16 protein-coding genes and 1 pseudogene are annotated in these 19,459 nt (G+C 53.6%); 10 read left to right on the top strand and 7 right to left on the bottom strand.

The features are described from left to right. Nucleotides 1–10: 10 nt before the first annotated feature. Nucleotides 11–1,153, bottom strand: coding sequence for an MFS transporter (locus tag JM93_RS11680; protein ID WP_145343524.1), 1,143 nt, complete (start codon nucleotides 1,151–1,153; stop codon nucleotides 11–13). 52 nt (nucleotides 1,154–1,205) lie between these two features. After that, the gene (locus JM93_RS11675) at nucleotides 1,206–1,565 is read right to left on the bottom strand and encodes an MmcQ/YjbR family DNA-binding protein (protein WP_145343905.1); all 360 of its coding nucleotides are present in this window, start codon (nucleotides 1,563–1,565) and stop codon (nucleotides 1,206–1,208) included. 371 nt (nucleotides 1,566–1,936) lie between these two features. On the opposite strand from JM93_RS11675, the pseudogene JM93_RS22405 reads away from it, so the two are divergent. Next, nucleotides 1,937–2,086, top strand: a pseudogene (locus JM93_RS22405) (helix-turn-helix domain-containing protein); the annotation flags it as partial. A gap of 168 nt (nucleotides 2,087–2,254) precedes the next feature. Here JM93_RS22405 and JM93_RS22145 read toward each other — a convergent pair. Then, nucleotides 2,255–2,461, bottom strand: a complete 207-nt coding sequence (locus JM93_RS22145) for a hypothetical protein (RefSeq protein ID WP_244300819.1) — start codon at nucleotides 2,459–2,461, stop codon at nucleotides 2,255–2,257. A gap of 452 nt (nucleotides 2,462–2,913) precedes the next feature. Here JM93_RS22145 and JM93_RS11665 point away from each other — a divergent pair, with 452 nt between their 5' ends. Together JM93_RS11665 and JM93_RS11660 are read left to right on the top strand one after the other, a co-directional pair. Beyond that, nucleotides 2,914–3,342, top strand: a complete 429-nt coding sequence (locus JM93_RS11665) for an Hsp20 family protein (RefSeq protein WP_145343522.1) — start codon at nucleotides 2,914–2,916, stop codon at nucleotides 3,340–3,342. A 29-nt stretch (nucleotides 3,343–3,371) separates the two neighbouring features. Continuing rightward, nucleotides 3,372–3,656 carry a BQ00720 family protein gene (locus tag JM93_RS11660; RefSeq protein ID WP_145343520.1) on the top strand — a complete coding sequence of 95 codons (285 nt, stop codon included), beginning with the start codon at nucleotides 3,372–3,374 and terminating at the stop codon, nucleotides 3,654–3,656. Here JM93_RS11660 and JM93_RS11655 read toward each other — a convergent pair. Further along, nucleotides 3,653–4,927 (bottom strand): OpgC family protein, encoded by a 1,275-nt coding sequence (locus JM93_RS11655; protein ID WP_145343518.1) that lies wholly within the window; start codon nucleotides 4,925–4,927, stop codon nucleotides 3,653–3,655. The genes JM93_RS11660 and JM93_RS11655 overlap by 4 nt on opposite strands. 130 nt (nucleotides 4,928–5,057) lie before the next feature. After that, complete coding sequence (locus JM93_RS11650; RefSeq protein ID WP_145343516.1) at nucleotides 5,058–6,440, bottom strand: tetratricopeptide repeat protein; 1,383 nt, start codon at nucleotides 6,438–6,440, stop codon at nucleotides 5,058–5,060. Nucleotides 6,441–6,629: 189 nt separating this feature from the next. On the opposite strand from JM93_RS11650, the gene JM93_RS11645 reads away from it, so the two are divergent. The 3 genes from JM93_RS11645 (at nucleotide 6,630) to maiA (ending at nucleotide 9,168) form a co-directional block, all read left to right on the top strand. Next, nucleotides 6,630–7,784 (top strand): YeeE/YedE family protein, encoded by a 1,155-nt coding sequence (locus JM93_RS11645; protein WP_145343514.1) that lies wholly within the window; start codon nucleotides 6,630–6,632, stop codon nucleotides 7,782–7,784. 109 nt (nucleotides 7,785–7,893) lie between these two features. After that, the gene (locus JM93_RS11640; RefSeq protein ID WP_196220696.1) at nucleotides 7,894–8,385 is read left to right on the top strand and encodes a DUF302 domain-containing protein; all 492 of its coding nucleotides are present in this window, start codon (nucleotides 7,894–7,896) and stop codon (nucleotides 8,383–8,385) included. A 321-nt stretch (nucleotides 8,386–8,706) separates the two neighbouring features. Further along, nucleotides 8,707–9,168: a maleylacetoacetate isomerase gene (maiA, locus tag JM93_RS11635; RefSeq protein ID WP_341873630.1), complete on the top strand. Its 462-nt coding sequence runs from the start codon at nucleotides 8,707–8,709 to the stop codon at nucleotides 9,166–9,168. Nucleotides 9,169–9,390: 222 nt separating this feature from the next. Here the strand turns inward: maiA and JM93_RS11630 are convergent, their stop codons facing one another. Continuing rightward, complete coding sequence (locus tag JM93_RS11630; protein ID WP_145343510.1) at nucleotides 9,391–10,152, bottom strand: SDR family oxidoreductase; 762 nt, start codon at nucleotides 10,150–10,152, stop codon at nucleotides 9,391–9,393. A 179-nt stretch (nucleotides 10,153–10,331) separates the two neighbouring features. Here JM93_RS11630 and JM93_RS11625 point away from each other — a divergent pair, with 179 nt between their 5' ends. Beyond that, entirely contained in the window at nucleotides 10,332–11,117 is a 786-nt protein-coding gene (locus tag JM93_RS11625) for an ion transporter (RefSeq protein ID WP_145343508.1), read from the top strand. A gap of 3 nt (nucleotides 11,118–11,120) precedes the next feature. Here JM93_RS11625 and JM93_RS11620 read toward each other — a convergent pair whose 3' ends face one another. Further along, nucleotides 11,121–15,236 (bottom strand): sensor domain-containing protein, encoded by a 4,116-nt coding sequence (locus tag JM93_RS11620; RefSeq protein WP_145343506.1) that lies wholly within the window; start codon nucleotides 15,234–15,236, stop codon nucleotides 11,121–11,123. Nucleotides 15,237–15,500: 264 nt separating this feature from the next. Between JM93_RS11620 and JM93_RS11615 the strand changes: the two genes are divergently transcribed. From JM93_RS11615 to JM93_RS11605, 3 genes are all read left to right on the top strand, one after another. Further along, nucleotides 15,501–16,334, top strand: a complete 834-nt coding sequence (locus tag JM93_RS11615) for a CE1 family esterase (RefSeq protein ID WP_145343504.1) — start codon at nucleotides 15,501–15,503, stop codon at nucleotides 16,332–16,334. Between the two features lie 126 nt (nucleotides 16,335–16,460). Beyond that, on the top strand, nucleotides 16,461–17,741 hold the full coding sequence (locus JM93_RS11610; protein WP_145343502.1) for a CaiB/BaiF CoA transferase family protein: 1,281 nt from the start codon (nucleotides 16,461–16,463) through the stop codon (nucleotides 17,739–17,741). After that, entirely contained in the window at nucleotides 17,738–19,354 is a 1,617-nt protein-coding gene (locus JM93_RS11605) for a thiamine pyrophosphate-binding protein (RefSeq protein WP_145343500.1), read from the top strand. Before JM93_RS11610 ends, JM93_RS11605 begins: the two co-directional genes overlap by 4 nt. The last annotated feature ends 105 nt before the right edge of the window (nucleotides 19,355–19,459 follow it).

Genomic DNA, 19,459 nt, shown 5'->3' with positions numbered 1-19,459 from the left:
TGAGGACACGTCAGGTGATCGACTTCAATCTCTGCATGGCGACAACGCCGAGAGCGGGGCCGATTGCCATGATTGCAAAAAGCACCGGCCATCCAAGGCTTAGCGCTAAAAGGGGCGTTGCCTGCACTGTTAGGAAGGTCAGCGCGAAGCCGAGAGCTGTTTGAAAAGTCATAAGGCTTCCGGCCTTTTCGGGAGCCGAGTAGTCAGCTACAAGAGCCGAGAACTGTGCCGAGTCTGGAAGGATAGCGGCGCCCCAGATCAGCGCCAGAACAATAGTCAGCCAGGCCGGGCCGCCGAAGGCGGCTGCAGACGCCAATGCCGCTGATCCACTGATCATCATGGCCCAGATCGCGATGTTCGCCTTGCCGAGCCGGTCCGCAATGAAACCAGCGAGAATGCAGGCAATGCCCCCGGCTGCAATCGTCCCAAAGGCCGTCAGCCGACCCATGTCAATCGCCTGTTGCTCGGGCAGCGAATGCGTGAACGATGCTGTCGCCGCGACTCCGATCCAAGCCCACATCGCATAGAGCTCCCACATGTGCCCGAGATAGCCTGCATAGGCAAGCCGGACTTTGCGATTGGTCCAGGCTTCGGAAATCGTCCGGATATCAAATCGGGAGGCTTTGCCATGAAAGGGCCCAAGACCTGAAAAAAGGCACAACAAACCGCCGACACCCGCCGCAATAGAGGCGGTAGAAACGGCCCACCGCCAATCTGCGCCGCCGAGAAACGCCAAAAGGTGCGGAGCTGCTGAACCAAAAGTCAGCGCCCCGACAAGTGTGCCCACCAAAAATCCACGATCTTTCTGACCCCATCCCACGGCAATTTTCAAGCCAACGGGGTAAACCCCGGCCAACAGCATTCCGGTTATGAACCTGGCAAAAATCGATAAACTGCTTCCGGGTTCCAGAACCAGCAAGCTTGCATTGACCAAGGCGGCGGAAAGCGCGCAGGCAGCGAAAAAGCGTCTTGGATCAATTCGATCGGCGAGCCCGAATACAGCGGATAGAAGAGCGCCAACGACGAACCCGGCTTGCACCGCACTAGACAATGCTGCCTGGCGAAATTCCGAAATCGGGGTCTCTGCAAGCATGTCGGGCAAAATGGCCGCTGACATGAACCACAAGCTCATGCCGGCAATTTCAGCCAACATCAAGATGCCTAGAGAAGTGCTTTTTCGTTGCAAGAAAGGCCGGTTTTGAATGTCAGCCGTCAAGGCCCAGGTCCTTGCGCAGTTTCCGGGTTAGTTTCGCCGTGACAATACCGTGTGCTGCAGTTATGTAGGCCTTGAGGTCCTCGTCGCTTAACGCTCCCGGATCTCCCATTTGTACCCACTTGGCACGGGCGAGATAGGGTGCCGGAATCATGCCGGACTGCTCGAGCAGAAGAGCATATCCAATATCTGAGCATTTAAATCCATAACGTGGATAATCGCCTTTGCCCCATCGCGAACAAATGGCAAAGATCTTCCCGCCGACCTTCCATACCGAAGCATCGCCCCATTGGATGACATTTGTGGTGGCCGGTAACTGGCCGCAAAAACGGTCAAACTCTTCAGGGGTCAAAGGAATAATGCCCAAAAATGATATCAATGAGATTTGTGGACACAAGATTGCGCCTATAGGCGCCGCCGGGCAACCACAAAAACCCTGTTTTTAATGCGACTGAAAAGAGACTGTTTGACGATGGGAGCTTCCGGCAGGTTCCAAAGAACATCGGCGTGCACATATAGTTCCCGTCGTAGGTCATTCTTTTTAAATTTTTCCCTTTGTCCCGGACGCTTCAGTGCCTGAAAGAAAATATACGGCGACATGAGTAAGCTTTCATATTTAAAAAAATATAGTAGGATCGTATGTTAGATCGTTGAGATTTCTTTTTTTGATGCCGGAAAACTAATTTCAATTATGAAAAAGACTTCGATTGGCAGGATGCTGCGCTGTTTTTAAGTGTTGCTAAACACAATGGGCTCACTGGTGCGTCCCAAGAGACCGGACTGAGTCCTGCAACGTTGGGTCGGCGCGTTTCTGCGCTTGAGGTTGCGCTAGATAAACGCCTATTCGAAAGAGAGCCGCGCGGTTACCGGTTGACCGAAGCCGGTCTGGAATTGCTTGAACTTGTGGGCGGCATGTCACGGTTTGCACAAAATGTCAGCGAATGGGCGGCTGATAGCGGGAGTAAGCGGAGAATTCGGATATCAGCCGGAAACTGGACGCTCAGGTTGCTGGCTGATCATGTCGGCAGCTATTGGTCCTCCCTAAGTGGATGGCAGCCTGAGTTCTTGGCCGACCTCCATGATTTGAACTTTTCGCACCAACAAATCGATATCGGTATCCGCAACAAGCGTCCCACCGACCCCCGACTTGCCGGCCGAAAAGTCGGTCATGTCGAGTTCGCTGTCTATGGATCTGCCGACCGAACGGACCCAATCCCGGACCGATGGATAGGCTTCACAGAGGAGCAACTGCGTTTTCCGACCGCTCGATGGATCAATAGCCATCACGCAGAAAACGTCATCATAAACGTCAACAGGTCCGAGGATGCTCTCGCTCTTCTAAAAGGAACAAATGCACGAACTGTTTTTCCATGTTTTGTTGGCGACAGCTTGGAGACAATCAGGCGCTTGTCCGAACCAATACCGGAACTAAAAACAGAAAGATGGTTGGTTGTTCATAACGAAGGCCGTCATGCCACGGAAATCCGCCAGGCGGCGAACGCGATCGCTAAACTGCTTAAAGGCGATCCGCAGCTGATTTGGCGCTGATGACCGCGGTTTTGGGCGCTGTGGCTTCGCGCGAGAGTGGATAGCTTGAAACGCTCCTTCAATGTCGCCATATTCATCAGCGAAGGGATACTCCCAATCCGGATGCCTTTTGAAGGGTCCGGGCACAAGGTCGCTTGAAAAGGACTTTGAAAATGACACGCATGTCTGCGTTCTCCAGCCCGTTTATGCTCGGGTTTGACGATATTGAGCGCGTGCTTGATCGCGTCTCAAAGGCTGCCAATGACGGTTATCCGCCCTACAACATTGAGCGGTTGCCGAAAACGGAAAGCAACGGCGACGTTATACGGATTACGCTGGCAGTCGCCGGCTTTACACGCAATCAACTTGATGTGTCGGTCGAAGAAAGCCAGCTGGTTATCCGGGGCCGCCAGGAAGATGACAAGAGCCGCGACTATTTGCACCGCGGCATAGCTGCCCGGCAATTCCAGCGCGCATTTGTTTTGGCAGAGGGTATAGAGATCCTCGGAGCTGACCTGAAGGACGGTCTTCTTTCTATTGATCTTGCACGCCCGGAGCCCGAGCGGGTCATCCGAAAAATAGAAATCTCCAGCGGCGAATAAATCACTGCCGGACAACAACGGAGAAACTGATGCACGATACAAATAAACCCGAAGCGGCTGGGCAGGCTCCAGTCCATGTGACCATCAGCAAGGACGACCTGAGTGAATTGGGAACAGGTACAGTTGGATATATCCGCGCCGTAAAAGCGTCTGAATTGTCGGCGCTGTTCCCGGAAATTCCGCCTATTGAGGACAATGTTACCCTATGGGCATTGTTGAACGCCGATGGTACGCCCATTTTGGTGGCGGACAGCCGCGAGGCAGCGTTGGCAAACGCATTTGAACAAGAGCTGAAGATGGCAAGCGTCCATTAACGGACAAAGCATCTGGTTTCAGCAAAAGCACCGGCCTTCGTGCCGGTGCTTTTTTTTTGCGCCGGGGTTGAGATGGCGCGGTCTTTTCCCGCCGGTGCGCTTGAGCCCGGTTTTGGCCGGATTGTGTGTTTTGGGTCTGGAGTCTCGCCTCCGCCGGGCATGGCCGGAGGCTTGCGCCAAGGTTCGGATTTAAACCAGCTTACGGTATAGGCAACCACGACCAGAACAAGCATGCCGCCCAGGTTGGTCAAGATTTGGGGCAACCATTCTCCGCGTCCCCAAGCCATGTCCCGCAACAGCGCAGCACCCTGGGCAACGACAAGGCTTGCCATGAAGACCGCAAGAGACTGCTGGCCTACTTTTTGAACCACGCGTACAAAGCCGTCCCAAAGTTTTCCGTAGCCAAGAAGTCTGCGGCCGTGCTCGCCTGCTGCCACCCACGCCAAATAGGCCAAGGCCAGAAAATGCAGATACCGGAAAAAGCCGAATTCAGTCTTGATCCAGAGTGGTTTTATCGCCTGACGGACTTCAAAGGCCCACACCCAATCTAGGTAGGGTTCGCCAAAAATCCGGAAATACGCAAATGGCACCGATGCGACCAAGACGATGATGCTGACGACCACAAGACGTCTGTCGACTGGAGGCGCCGGTATCCAACCCCGCATGAACGCAAAGCCTGTGAAAAATAACAGTTGCCATGCAAACGGATTAAAAAACCACTTGCGGTCTGACCACGGCTCGGCCGGAAGATCCAAAAAGCCAAACTGCGCAAAAAGCCAAAGCCCGATAGAAACTGCGAATGCAGCTTTTACCGACATTTTTGATGCCAGCATGATCAAAGGGATCAGGGCGAGAATAACGATGTACATGGGCAGGATGTCGAAATAGTTCGGTACCCATGTGAGGCTCATGATGCCCGGAAGGGCGATCTCCGTTTTGTCGAAAAGGTGCCTCAGGTTGAGCGATACGACGTAGTCTTGCGTGAGCCCGCAACACCTGTTCAAAAACCCGCTTTCCTGAATAGCGACCAGCCCAACTGCAATAATCAGGAACTGACCGATGAATGCCCAATACACTTGCCACATACGGTGCAAAATTCGGGCTGTGCCAAGTCCCATCCCGTGTAGGTCGAATATCTTTCCGAACGCAAGAGCGGATGCCATTCCGGAGCAGAATACAAAGATCTCGGTGGCATCGGAAAACCCGAAACGGGCGGGAATCCAGAGGGTCCACCAATTGCTCGGGACGTGGGCGATGTAGATTATAAACATTCCGATCCCGCGGAAAAAATCCAGGCGGGGATCACGAATTCGCTTCTTTTGGGGCTGGGCGTTCACGGCAATTCACTGTTCGAAAAAGGCGCTCGCACAAAGGGCCGAAGCGCTTCATGCACGACTTGGGTCAGGCAGAAACGGCGCGCAAGCGCTCATCTTCCATGACTAGCGATGCTTTACGCATTTTTTCGCAAATAACAATGCGTTGTTCAGCGAACCGATCAAGTGCGCCCCGTTTGCGGGCCCGGTCCTTTACCAGCTTCTCCGCTTCGTTCGCCATCCCTGCCCGAATGGCGGAATCGATGGTGATACGTTCGAACACATCTCGTTGTGCGTGAGACCCGCCGATGCCTGGGAGCGCTTTGCGGGCCGAACTCAGCAAAGTAAAGGCGGACGCATAGTTGCCAAGACGGTACTGTTCTAAACCGGCACCGGCTGGGATGCCCGCTGTTTTGGAAATGCCACCAAGATCGGTTTCATACTGGGCACGAGTTCGTAAACCAGTAAGAAGGCGCTCGGCACCCATTCTGCGCCCGCCATTCAGTAGCGCCAGCAAATAGTGCAAATCCGCAAACACGTTGCAGCCGTCGTCCGCGCGTTGATCTGACAGCAAGGCGAGCTCTTCCCAGCGTGACCCCACATTCACGCCTTCAATCTCCAGACGGGATAGCAGCGATGCGGCATTGGAGATATCCCGGTAGTCGTCCGTCTTGTCGCGTCGGATTTCTGAGTCGTAAAGCGCAAGGACCTTATCTGTGTCACCGCGATCCAGATACATAAGCGCAAGATGCCACCAGACGTGATAGCCAAAATTGTTACAATGCGCCCAGGAGTTTGGTTGGCTTTCAAGCCAACCTATGCCGTCTTCGGAACGGCCGGTCATATCGTGGACATGTGCAACAGCGTGCAAGCCCCAGGCATCGTCCGCTGCATACTCGAGGGCTTGGCGTCCGGTCGCTTCCGCGAGCCTGTAGTCGCCCGTTTCTTCAAAAGCAAATGCTTGACAGCCCAGGACATAACCAAGCGCCGGATGCGTCTCGTCATAGGCGCTGATTACGCTTTCTAAAGATGCCCGCATACCTGTCGAATCGCCCAGAACGAACCGGATCGCATGCACCATTTTCAACAAAAATGCGTCGCGCTGATAATGCGATAGCGCTCGGTCCAGGATTTGGGCCGACTTCGAGGGCCAACCATCTAGCCATGCCCGAAGGGCACGGACAAACGCGTTCTCGCGCTCAGTTATGGTATCGCGTTGGCTTGCTGTGGTGGCGAACCGCCAGCACTCTTCTGCAGTGCTTAGGAGCTCCTTGCGGCCAAGCAGCATGCAAAACAGGCCGCGTGCGGCATGCCCGAACGCAAAATCTGGATCTTCGGCGAAAGCCTCTTCCAGATGCACGGGCGTAGCTTTTCCGTGCGCAAGAAAGGCAAGAACGGTTTTATTCCAGTGACCGACCACAGCCGAATTCACTACGGTTATTTCGTAGCCAAATTGATCGGTAACGCGCATGAATCAACCTTTTCCCGTATCTGTACCGCACCGCAAAAGAGCACAGGGACTCTGTTAAACTGCAACACACAAAAAGGTGTGGTAACCGTGTGATCCTTGTCGATGCCGTGATAAGAAAACTGGTGATGCCATACACCGGATCTGGGCATCTTGATCCTACTGTTACTTTGCAGGTCTTATACGGTCCATATGTTGCAGCGCTCCCCAATAACCACCCAGAAAGTTGTCTTTACTGCGGCAGCGCTAACGCTGCTCGGAGTTTGTGCACTGGCATATGAGGCTGCGGGAGCGCGACAGGCCCTCGCCGTTTTAATCGGCGGTTTTGCCGGGCTCGCTCTCTATCACGCAAGTTTCGGCTTCACCGCGGCTTGGCGCCGGGTTGTCACCGAACACCGCGGGGCGGGACTACGTGCGCAATTCTTGCTGATCCTTCTCACAGCGGCTGTGTCCTTTCCTTTGATTGCTTATGGCGAGCGCCTCGGATGGCCCGTGGGTGGTTTCGTTTTTCCGTTCGGCGTTGCAGCTGCCATAGGCGCATTCATTTTTGGTATCGGTATGCAACTCGGCGGTGGCTGCGGCTCAGGTACTTTATTCACCGTTGGCGGCGGTTCTACCCGCATGGTTGTGACACTTGCCGCTTTCATACTCGGATCGGTTTTGGCGACCGCTAATCTGCATCAATGGAACCGCTTGCCGGCGTTGCCGGCTTACTCGCTGGTGAACGAGTTCGGGCCAACCCTTGCGTTTGCAGCAACGGCCGTTGTACTGGGGCTTATTGGTGCTGCGACAATCTGGCTGGAACGTCGAACCCATGGCGAGGTCGCTCCACCCACTCAGACTCTCTCTGTGCTGCACGGCCCGTGGTCGATGGCGCTCGGAGCTGTCATGCTCGCGATAGCTGGTATTTTAACCTTCATCGTTGTGGGCCGCCCATGGGGCATCACATCCGCATTTGCGTTGTGGGGAGCAAAGGCTTTTCAAGCAGTTGGTATTCCTGTCGAGACATGGCCTTATTGGACCTGGCAGGTAAGTGCATTGGAAACCAGTGTTTTTATGGACACAACATCTGTGATGGATTTTGGCGTTATTCTTGGTGCCATGATTGCGGCTGGCTTGGCCGGTAAATTTGCGCCGGTTTGGACGCTTTCAAAGCGAGACCTGATGACGGCCGTTGTTGGAGGGATTTTGATGGGCTATGGCGCGCGACTTGCCTATGGCTGCAACATCGGCGCTTATTTGGGAGGGCTCGTTTCGGGCTCCATGCATGGTTGGTTATGGCTTCTGTTTGGGTTTGCCGGGAGCGTTGTCGGAACGCGTATAAGACTGCGCTTGGCAATGCGCTGATTTCTCGGCTGCCACACCTCATTGTGAAACGGGTGTGAAACAAACGGCCTCATTTTGGGTCCAAAAGGCACCATCTATGGAGGCAAACCAAAGCTTTTTGGAGGTTTCCATGCCAAGACATTTCTTCATTTATCCCCTCCTGATGTGCGCCTTGATCCTCAGCAGCGCAGCGCTTGCACAGAGTGTGGAGCCACGTCCGGGTTGGCGGGTTGTGAAGACCGAGCAATCCTACGACGAACTGGTGGAAAGCGTGTCGTCTTCCATAAAGGCCGAGGGGATGCTCCTCGTAACTCAAGCGAGCGCGTCCGCCGGGGCCAAAGGGCAAGGCATTACGATCCCCGGCAATCGGGTTATTGGCGTGTACCGGAACGATTTTGCGCGCCGGATGCTAGATGCGTCGGTCGCATCTGGGATCGAGGCTCCCATTCGCTTTTACATCACTGAAAACACCGACGGGACGGGCACGCTCTCCTGGAAAACGCCGAGTTTTGTGTTTGAGCCCTACATGGGCGAAAGCGGTGGGCAACTGAAGGCTTTGGCATCCGAATTGGATGGTGTTTTCATGAAGATTGCCGACAGGGCGGTCGGCTCAGAAAATTGAAGCTGAGCTGCGATTTGCTTCAAAGAGCCCCTTGCGGATGCGGCATTCCTGTCTAACTATTGAAGTGTGTTTAACAGCGAGAAAGGAGGTGTGCCCATGTCTAGTGAGTATCCGACTGTGGCCCGTTTGTTTGGGCGGTTTGGATCGGTGTTGGAGCAGCCTCTGGCAGCGAGATAGATCGCCGGGATTTATCCGGACTACGGATCACAACGATCTCATGGGAGGACCGCTTTTGCGGTCCTCTTCGCGTTTTTGGGAGCGCGATACTTGCATAGCAGTTAGTTTCAAGTGAAACTATCAGCCGGCCTGCCGAGAAAGTCTATGCATCAGCTGACACTTCATACTTATTTTAGAAGTTCCACGTCTTTCCGCGCGCGTGCGGCCCTTAATCTGAAAGTTGTGAATGCACACCAACGCTTCTACCATCTCAAACACGGGCAGCAGCGTGCTCCCGGCTATCTCGATCTTAACCCACAGGGTCTCGTTCCCACCTTGCAGCTGCCGGATGGGGTAGTGCTGACACAATCGCTGGCGATCATCGAATTCTTGGAAGAATCTGTTCCAAACCCTCCGCTGTTGCCCAAAGATCCGATCCAGCGTGCGAGGGCGAGGGCCCTTGCTTTGATGATCGCTTGCGACATTCATCCGATAAACAATTTGAAGGTACTTGAATTTTTGAAGCAGCGCTTCAACGCGGATGGGGATGCAGTAAAGGCTTGGTTTTCCCACTGGGTTACGGAAACCTTCGATGCGCTCGAAGTCCAGTTGAGCCGGCGCCCGTAAGAGTGGTTATTTTGTTCCGGCGAAACGCCAGGAATCGCCGATATTTGCCTTACGGCTCAGGTCGTGAACAATGCCAGGTTTGAAGTGCCGATGAGTACCTATCCGCATTGTCTTGAAATCTGCGAAAGATGCATGGCTCTCAAAGCATTTTCTGATGCTTCTCCAGCCATGCAACCAGATGCTGAGACGCCTTGAGGACGGCGTCATGAAGTCTTTCGGACTTCAAACCAAGCCGATTGCCTTGCGCACAGTTTCGTCTCTTAGAGAACAATCGGCGCCGAGAAAGTGAGAACTGGCATCGCCCGCAAGCCAGCTAATGGCCTCTCCAACCCATTGTGCCGGTATGTGCGCACTCGGGTCTAGTCGGCTGACGGGATTAATCCCGGATGCTTTGATTTGGACCTGCATCTCCGTGTCTACCGTTCCAGGGCTTAGTCCGACGACATGGATGCCGTGTTCGCGCCATTCCTTGTCGGCACATTTTGTCAGCGAAAGAGCTGCGGCTTTGGAGGCGCAGTAGTGGCTCCAACCTTCCAAGGCGCCGGTTGCCGCACCCGAGCTGATATTGATGATCTTGCCCGACCGTTGGCTCAGCATATGCGAAGCAACTGCGCGGAGGCCAAAATACACTCCTTTCACATTGACATCGATCACCTTGCTCCAATCGTCTGGAGAGCTGTCCTCAATCCGGCTGATCGGGTCGATCAGGCCGGCATTGTTGACGAGGATGTCAAGGCCATCAAATCTCGAAAGACAGAGCGCTGCAGCAGCTTCCAAATCCTCAAAACGCGCGACGTCACAGGATATTGCCTCTGCTCGCCCGCCGCTTTCGACGATCGACTGCGCGATTCTCTCGATGTCGGTGGTGCTACGGGCCGCTAGGACGACGGCTGCGCCGTTTCGTGCAAGGCTCCGTGCACCTGCTTCACCAATGCCGCGACTTGCCCCGGTGACCAATGCAACCTTGCCTGAATGGTCTGACATTTATGCTCTAACTCCTGCAGTGAATTGCAATTTCCTCGCATGTTTCTACAGAGCATATTGCAGGCCGTGTGACTACCTGCTGATCACGGATCTGCGGAACAGGTCTGGGAGTGTATTTCGCCTTGGGCGCGTTTGATGCTAAGCGTTCCGGTATGAAAACGTGAATATTGAAAGCCCGAATGCACGACACTCTCGAAAAGCTCCGTGTGAACCTCCGTCAATTATATTTCGGGTCATCAGCCGGTTCCCGCCTTTGGCGTTACGCCCTTCTCATCTTTGATATCGTGACAATAGGGTATTTCATCGTCTCTGCGATGATCGACCCGAACCGGATCCACCACGAATTGGATTATACAATAGCTGCAATTCTAACGTTCGATTACATCGCCCGGCTGATTGCAGCGCCCAGGCCGTGGCGCTACATGGGAAGCTTCACATCGATTGCCGATATCATAGTGATTGTGTCGTTAATTGCGCCCGCGTTTTTTGAAAACTTCGGATTCTTGCGCGTTGTCCGCATGTTGCGTTTGATGCGGTCCTATCATTTGCTGAAAGAGCTTCGTGATACGTCGAAATGGTTCAGACGGAACGAAGAAGTCTTTCAATCCGCCGTCAATCTGGTGGTCTTCATATTTGTGGTGACTGCTCTTGTGTTCGTTGTCGAACATGACCGGAACGAGAACATAAACAACTACCTGGACGCGCTGTATTTTACCGTCACGACCCTCACCACCACGGGTTTCGGCGACATAACAATGACAGACAGCGCAGGCCGGCTAATGACGGTTGCGATCATGATATTCGGGGTTGGGCTGTTTTTGCGCCTTGTGCAGACGATTTTCAGGCCAGCCAAGGTACAGTTTCCGTGCCCCGATTGCGGACTTGCACGTCACGACCCAGACGCCGTTCATTGCAAGCATTGCGGCCGCGTTCTGAATATACCAACGGACGGCGAGTGGGCTTAACAGCTAGGCAAGTGCTGCGATTTTCCAATCCTGCGCCGCAAACTCAGCCAGTCTTTCCCGAGTCATCGGTTTTGCCAGTCCATAGCCTTGCAGGATGTCACAGCCCATGTCGCGCAGCATATGAACGTGATCAATAGTTTCGACGCCTTCGCAGCCCACCTCGAGGCTGACTGCCCGGCCCATATCGATGACTGCTTGAAGCAGTTTGCGATGCTCCGGTGATGTTGTGATTGGTTTGACGAGGTCGCGGGCGATTTTCATGCGCTTTGGAGACGTTGAGAGCATGCCAAGGAAGGATGACTGCCCGGTGCCGAAATTGTCGATCTCAATGTCGATGCCGAGATCTGATATTTTTGAGATCCTATCGCGCAGTTCGTCGCTCGCGTGATCCAAAACGGTCGATTCATGAACTTCGAATGACAATCGGCCTTCCGGAATTTTCAACTTTTTCAATAGATTTGTCAGGAACGGATTGCTGAGTCTTTGAGCGGAGACGTTTACTGCTATTCGTGGAACAAACGTGCCACTCAGGTCCAATTCGGCCAGGTCCAAGAGCGCTTTTTCAAGTATTGTCTGATCAATCTGGTCCGAAGCGGAAATTTGCCTGGCCGCATCGAGGAAGGCAGGAGGGTCCAATACGCCAAGCACAGGATGCCGCCAGCGGGCTAACGCTTCTACAGCCACAAGTTCCAAGTTTTTAGCGTCAAACTGCGGCTGATAAACAGGAAAGAATTCGTTTTTTTCGAGTGCGTCCAAAAGATCGTCTGAAATTCTTTTCGTCCGCTCGATTTCTTTCTGAAGCTCGCGCGAGAAAAACGTAAATTGACCCCTGCCGCTGCGTTTGGCGCGATACAATGCGATATCAGCGTTCATCATGAGCCGGGAAGGGTCATGCGACACCTCACCCGTATGTTCGGTCATACTGGCGATGCCGATATCGATCCCAATACTTGCCCCGAACCGGCACAGCTCATTCTCGTAAGCCACCGGTTTGTTAAGTTCGGTGATGATTTGGTCCGCAAGATACTCCAGTTCCTCGCGCGCTATATCTCCCTCTCGTAGAACGACAAATTCGTCGCCGCCAATACGGGCAATAAAGTCGCTTTCTTTGCAACTCTTGCGCAAAACGTTTGCGACATGCTGTAAAATAAAATCGCCGGCTGCATGCCCCATAGTATCGTTGATCGCTTTGAACCGGTCCAAATCGATCTGCAAAAGGGCCAACTCATCCTCACGGGTTCCTTCGTGCCATTCGTGAAGTGTTTGGTCAAGATATCTGCGGTTTGGCAGTCCCGTAAGGGCGTCGTGAAGACTGTCATACTCGGCTTGTGACTTGGTTTCGGTGAGAATCTGGTTCTGCTCCTCCGCAACGCGGTGGGCATCTTCGAGTTCTTTTTCGCGCTTTTTGAGATCGGAAATATCTGTGATTACTCCGACAATATATTTGTCGCCGTTGTCGGTACGGGCCAGGGATTTGCTTATGATTGCGGCTCCGAGGCCGGTCCCCGAGGTCTCGCTCATCGTGTCTTCGCTGCGCAGGGTTTGCCCGTCAGCAAGCACTTTTCGGTCCATCTCGTTGATGTGCGTGATCCGGTCGTTCGGGCTAAGATCGTCGATTGTTTTGCCCAGCATCTCGGATTTGTCGAATGAAAAAAGACGACAGAAAGCCGAGTTTATCATCACATACCGGAGGTCTTCATCCTTGGCTAGAACCGGTGTTGGAAGAGTATCCAGCACGAGTTGAGACAGTTCGGCCTGCCGCAAGGCGGCCCGCAGTTCCTGCTCGCGTTCTTTCAGGACGCCAATATCATTCAAGACTGTGACCACATATCCTTCACCAGATTTAGTTGTCGCAAAGGACTTTCTTGTAAGTGACGCAAATTCTGTCCCGTTGGGAAGTGGTATCGGTTCGTCGAGCTCTTCGAGCTTCCCGGTCGAGAGAACAAACCTGTCACGGCTTTTCAGGTCCGGAATGACTTTAGCCGGAAAAATGGATTCTGCTGGCTCACCCAGGATTGCTTCGCGGGGCCGTCCGACAAGCGCGCAAAAAGCATTGTTGGCCATCACATAGGTCAGGGATGCATCTTTCACAGCGATCGGGTTTGATAGCTGATCAAGCACGGCTTCCGAAAGCTCCGCTTTGTCCAGCGCAACTTTCAGCGCGGTCTCCTGTTCACGCAGTGTCGTGACATCGTTGAACACGGTGATTAGATAGTCGTCATCCTCGGCGCGCAGCAGACTGTGCCGGTTCTGGGTCCAAATGTGTGACCCGTCTGCTGCAACCAAATCTGAGGTCGTTTCCCGAGTTTGCCCGTCGGACAGCACAAACAGACCGGTGCCTTCGGCTTGCGATGCCTCCTTGGCCGTAACCAGGTCACTAGGTTTAAGGCCTGCAACCTCGTTCCTGGCAACGCCGAACATGGTACAGAACGCATTGTTGACCATGACATAGCGCAGCTTTGAGTCCTTTACGACAACCGGGTTGCCAAGACGGTCGAGTACTTGTTGGGCGAGTTCCGCTTTTTGAAGAGCGTCGCGTAGTTGTGTTTCCTTCTGCTTCAGCCGTGTAATGTCAGTGAAGGTGCTGACGACATACTCGCGGTTCTGGTCTGTCCGGGCGATGCCGCGACGGATAATTGCAGGACTTGATTCGCTATCTGCCCGGGAAACGGTGGCTTCGAATTCCTGCGCAAGACCATGGTTCAATACGTCCTGGTCCGAGTAGCCCGGCATGCCCCCATCTTTTGATGAGAGTAGGTGTTCGCCTTTTTGACCAATGATTTTGCTTTTTGGCCGGCCGCATGCCTCGCTGTAGGCTTTGTTGACCATCACAGATCGAAGGTCTTCATCCTTAACATGCAAAGGAATGCTGAGCTGATCAAGAACGCGCTCAGCAAGCTGTGCTTTCTCCAGCGCTTCTTTCAGCCGTTCTTCCTGCATCTTGTATCGTGTGACGTCACTCACCGTTGTGACAACAAAGGGTTTATGACCCGCCACAATGACCAGGCCCTTGGCGGTCACGGTCCGCACGACGCTTCCGTCTGGACGCGGAAAGACGTTTTCATCCTCGCGCGCAGTGCCGGTGGTAAATACGCTGTTGTCCAGTACTCGCATTTTCTCCGAGAGTTCCTTGGGAAGGAAAGCCCCGGTATCACAGCCGACAATGGTGTTTCTGTTTACGTCGAAGAATTCCTCGTAGGCCCGATTCATGAAAATGCAGTTGTATTGGTCATCCCGAACGATGACTGGAGTCTTAAACTGTTCGAGCACCTGCTCTGCGAGCTCTGCTTTTTGCAGCGCTTTTGAAAGATCGCTTTCTTTTTGTTTGAGCTTCGTTACATCATGGCGAACGCACAAAAGCAGATTTTCGCCGGACGGGGTGGCGATACGCGATTTTCGTGTGCTGAAAAACATCACGTTTCGGTCGCTGTCCTCAGCAATTTCTGTGTAGTCGCGTGCTTTCCCAGTTTCCAGAACCTTATGGTCGACGCCTTTGCTGACTGTGGACTCATGCTTGTGCTTGAGCTCGTTGGAGGTCTTCCCCATCAACGTCTCGGCGTCTAGCCGAAAAGCTTTCCGGTAGGCGTCGTTGGCAAAGACATATTTTTGATCTGCATCTTTAATACTGATGGGTGTTTCGATCTGTTCCAGAGCTGAACGTGCGAGAGCATTGTCTGCCTCCGCCTTTTCAAGAGCCGTTTTTTGTAGTTTTTGGGCCGTGATATCGCTGGACGTAATGACGTAAAGCGTATCTCTCAGGCGCTTGCCAACAAACCTGATGATCGTTCCGTTATGTAGTTCAATGGTTTCTTCAAATGCTTTGCCATGGGTTTGGAGCGCTATCAGTAATTTCGAAAAACTCTTAAACCGGGCGGTTTTAGCATGCTGAAATATCGCTTCGAAAAGACTCTCAGTGTTCAGGGGATAACGGCTCGACGGCTTTGACAGTTCGAGGTCAAGACCTAGCAAGTGGGCAAATGCGGCATTTATAAAAATTGTATCGTGGGACTCGGCGAGTAAGATCCCCTGGTCGCTTATTTCTGCAAACCTCTCGAACAAATCTCCAGCACTGGCATCATTGTCCGCACTTGCTTTGGATCGGTCAATTCCCAACGCCATATGCCCACCTCACCTGCATAGTAGAAGTATTATCGCCAAATATTATTAAAAAAATATTTGAAAATACGCAGGGAGAATCTGTAGTATGTTTTGAGTTACGTCATTAAATTTCATCTACCTTTGGTAAATACTGTTTATTCATTTGTTAATGTAAAGAATCACAATAATTACGACGGGCAACGGCAGCAACTTTGCGTGAGCTTGTTGATGAGCAGAGCTTCGGCGGTACCTTGTCCCTCGAGTACGATCTGGGGGGGAGTGAATATGGCTTTGTTACTAAGGATACTCTTGATAGTTGCATTTTGGGCTCCTGTGGGTGCGTCAGTCAGCGCCGAAGCGCTGTATTGCCAGAATGAAACACCGTGCGAGACGGAAAATGGCCTCTACTACATGCACTGGCCCAAGGGTGTTGCAACCGATCGGCGCTCGGGAGCAGTCTTTTTTCTTCACGGACACCGCGGCAAGGCCGTTAACGAAATACGCAACAAAAGCTTCAAGGCTATGGCTGACGAGCTCGGTGTCGCGTTCGTGGCTGTCCAAGGTGTGGAGGGCACATGGTCGTTCCCGAATGCTCCCCGCAGTCTTCGCAATGAGTTCCAATTTTTCGACGAAGTGATCGAGGATGTCACAACGCGGTTCCCGGTCGATCCGCAAAAGTTGATGCTCAGCGGTTTTTCTTCCGGCGGCTTCATGACTTGGTATCTCGCTTGTGAAAATGCTGAACGTTTTGCCGGATACGCACCGATCGCAGGGGCGTTTTGGAAACCTTTGCCGGACGACTGCCCGACGACCGCGCCTTATCTGTTTCACGTACATGGCACCAAAGACACCGTTGTTCCGCTGGAGGGGCGCCCACTTGGTGGCGGCCGGTGGCATCAGGGCGATGTATTTGAAAGCTTCGATGTATGGCGCAGGCAGGAAGGCCTGCTAGAGACCGCGCCCGAGGCCATAGCGGAAGGTGGTTTGCGGTGCGAGCGATGGGCGCCGGAAGATGGTCTGCTGGAACTTTGTCTTCACGAAAACGGTCATAGTGTGCGTGCCGACTGGTTAAAGCGCGCTTGGCGCGAGTTGGAGGCGGCGCGGGGTTGGTCTTATTGATGAGGGGTGTGAGCGGCGTGCAATTTCATGACGGCAAAGTGAGATGCCGTGAAGCCTAGGGAGAAACTTAGCTATTGACCGGCGGTGCCCTACTGTAGAATTTCACCTCGGAATGGCAGGTGAAAAGTGACAATAGATAGGCTTGGAAAAACATCACTTGACGGTCTTCTTGTCGTCGATTTGTCCCGCATTCTTGCAGGGCCTACCTGTACGCAGATCCTTGGAGACCTTGGAGCAGAAGTCGTCAAGATTGAGCGGCCTGGCTGGGGGGACGACACTAGGGGGTGGGGCCCTCCGTTTTTGAAGGCGGCGGATGGGCATGACACCAACGAAAGCGCCTACTATCTTTCCTCAAATCGAAACAAGTCTTCCCTTGCAGTCGATATCTCTTCTGACAAAGGGCAGCAACTGGTGGCAGACTTGGCCGCAAAGGCGGACATCCTCGTAGAAAACTTCAAGGTCGGGGATCTAGTTCGCCGGGGTTTAGATTACAAAACGTTATCTGCTCGAAATGCCCGCTTGATCTACTGTTCGATTACTGGGTTCGGTCAAACCGGGCCCTATGCACATCGTGCCGGCTATGACTTTTTGATCCAGGGAATGGGCGGAATCATGTCTCTTACTGGTTTCCCGGATGAAGAGGGCGGTACTGAAACGAAGGCGGGTGTCGGTATTGCTGACGTGATGTGCGGAATGTATGCGACCGTCTCTATCCTCGCGGCGTTGAACCATCGCCATGCCACAGGCGAGGGTCAACATATTGACATGTCCCTGTTCGACAGCCAGGTGTCCTGGCTTATTAACCAAGGGGTAGCTCATCTTGTTTCTGGCGAAGTGCCGGGCCGTTTGGGCAATGGCCACCCGACAATCGTACCCTACGAGACTTTTCCTGCTGAAGACCGTTCATTCATTCTTGCAGTAGGCAATGACAGTCAATTCAGAAGGTTTTGCGAAATCGCGGGGGCCTTGCATCTCGCGGATGATCAGCGGTTCGCTACAAATGCTAACAGGGTGCGCAATCGGAAAACCCTTGTTCCGAAACTGCGGAAAATTACCATCAACAGGACTGCTGCGGATTGGATCGAACGTCTTGAATCCGCAAAGGTTCCCTGTGGGCCTGTAAATGATCTCGGGGCGGTTTTTACCGATCCGCATGTCTTGGAACGCGGCCTTAGAATCCGGATGCCGCATCCACTCAGCGAAACCGTTGAGCTGATTGGCTCGCCGATCAAAATGACCGCGACGCCCGTGCAATACAAAAAGGCACCTCCGACACTTGGTGCCGATACGGCCGATATCCTGACAAGGCATCTCGGGCTGTCATACGAAGATATCGCCAGTCTCGAGAGAAACCGTGTGATCGAGATTGGCTGCGTAAAAAAAGAACCAGAGGAACATACTTCATGACGACCGGTGCCGACATTATAGCACATAAGCTGTTTGCAGCAGGGTGCCGCCATGCGTTCGGGATACCGGGTGGGGAAGTGCTCGCCGTGATGGACAGTCTGGACCGGGCCGGCTTGAAGTTTGTGCTGGTGAAACACGAAAATGCCGGTGGTTTCATGGCTGAAGGCGGCTGGCACGCCGATGGAGCCCCTGGGGTGTTGCTGGCAACATTGGGTCCTGGGGCGGCCAATGCAGTCAACGTTGTTGCCAATGCATGGCAAGATCGCGTGCCGCTGATTTTTCTAACCGGATGCGTGGATTCCGCAGAGGCCGAAAGTTACACGCATCAGGTTCTCGATCATCAGCAGATGCTGCGGCCAATCGTTAAAGCCAGCTTTTCAGCCCGGCTTGGGGCGCTGGACGTCATGATGGAAAAAGCGTTGTCGATCGCGTTGGACGGCCAGCCGGGTCCGGTGCACATTGACGTGCCGATCAGTGTTGCAGAGAGTGCCACCACTGAAGCATGGTCTGATGCATTCGATTCACGTCCAGACGATATCTTCTCGGCGTCGGGTCCCCATCTGGAAGCAGCAAAGGCGCTGTTTGCGTCGAGCGAGCGGCCGATCGCGATTGCTGGTGTTGATGCCGTCAACGAGATGGCAGGCGCGGAGATCACCGCCTTTTGCGAAGAGTTTCAGATCCCCCTGGTCACCTCCTACAAAGGCAAAGGCCTTTTGAGCGAGACACATGAACTTGCCTTGGGTGGAGCCGGCCTGTCTCCAAAGGCTGATGACGTGCTTTTGCCGTTGATCCGGCAAAGCGATTGCATCTTGCTCCTCGGATATGACCCGATCGAAATGCGGATCAATTGGCGCAATCCGTGGCCTGAAACCGCCCCTGTCATTGATGTCTCTCCCGTCCTGCGGACACACGGCATGCACAGCGCGCATGTAAGACTTCGGAGCCACGTCCGTCCGGTTCTGGCGGAGCTTTCAGCGTCCAGGCCAAACAGTATGAAAAGCTGGCCTGATGCTGAGCCGGCTGAGGTTCGCAGACAGTTGAAGGCGGCGTTTGGCATTGAGGCTGAAGGTTGGGGACCGGCGGCTGCATTCCATGCCTTGAAACAAGTGATGCCAGCCAATGTCGTTGTGAGTGCGGACAGCGGCGCGCACCGCATTCTCGTCAGTCAAATATGGGAATCCAAACAGCCGCGGGGCATGATCCAATCATCAGCCTTGTGCACCATGGGCTGTGCCGTCCCGCTTGCCATGGGCCATCGGTTGGTTGACCAGACCCGGCCGGTTCTGGCCTTTGTGGGTGATGCTGGCCTTGAAATGTGTCTCGGCGAGCTTTCCACGCTCCGGGATCTGAACCTGCCGGTGATTATCTGCGTGCTCGTTGACACGTCATTGGCTCTGATCGAATTGAAACAGCGCAAAAGCCAAAGACCCAATGTTGGCGTGGATTTTGGCGAGACTGATTTTCCTGCAATTGCAAAAGCTTATGGCGGGCATGGAGTTTGGGTCGAAAGCACCGATATCCTCAAGCGCGAAGCGAAAGATGCTCTAACCCGCGACGGGTTCACAATACTCGCCTGCCGGATTTCCAACCGTGCTTATGATGGCAAGTTTTAGGACGTAGCCCAGGCGAACCTTAAACTTTTTAGCACAGCTGCCGTTGCGGCCGGGCTGGACCCCTCAGGTCAAACTGGAATATGTTGCACCTGCGAAATGAGACCG

The organism is Roseibium hamelinense (assembly GCF_007830545.1).
GTDB lineage: Bacteria > Pseudomonadota > Alphaproteobacteria > Rhizobiales > Stappiaceae > Roseibium > Roseibium hamelinense.
Note: the sequence above shows the minus strand (reverse complement) of the source record. Positions and strands in the feature narration are given on the sequence as shown.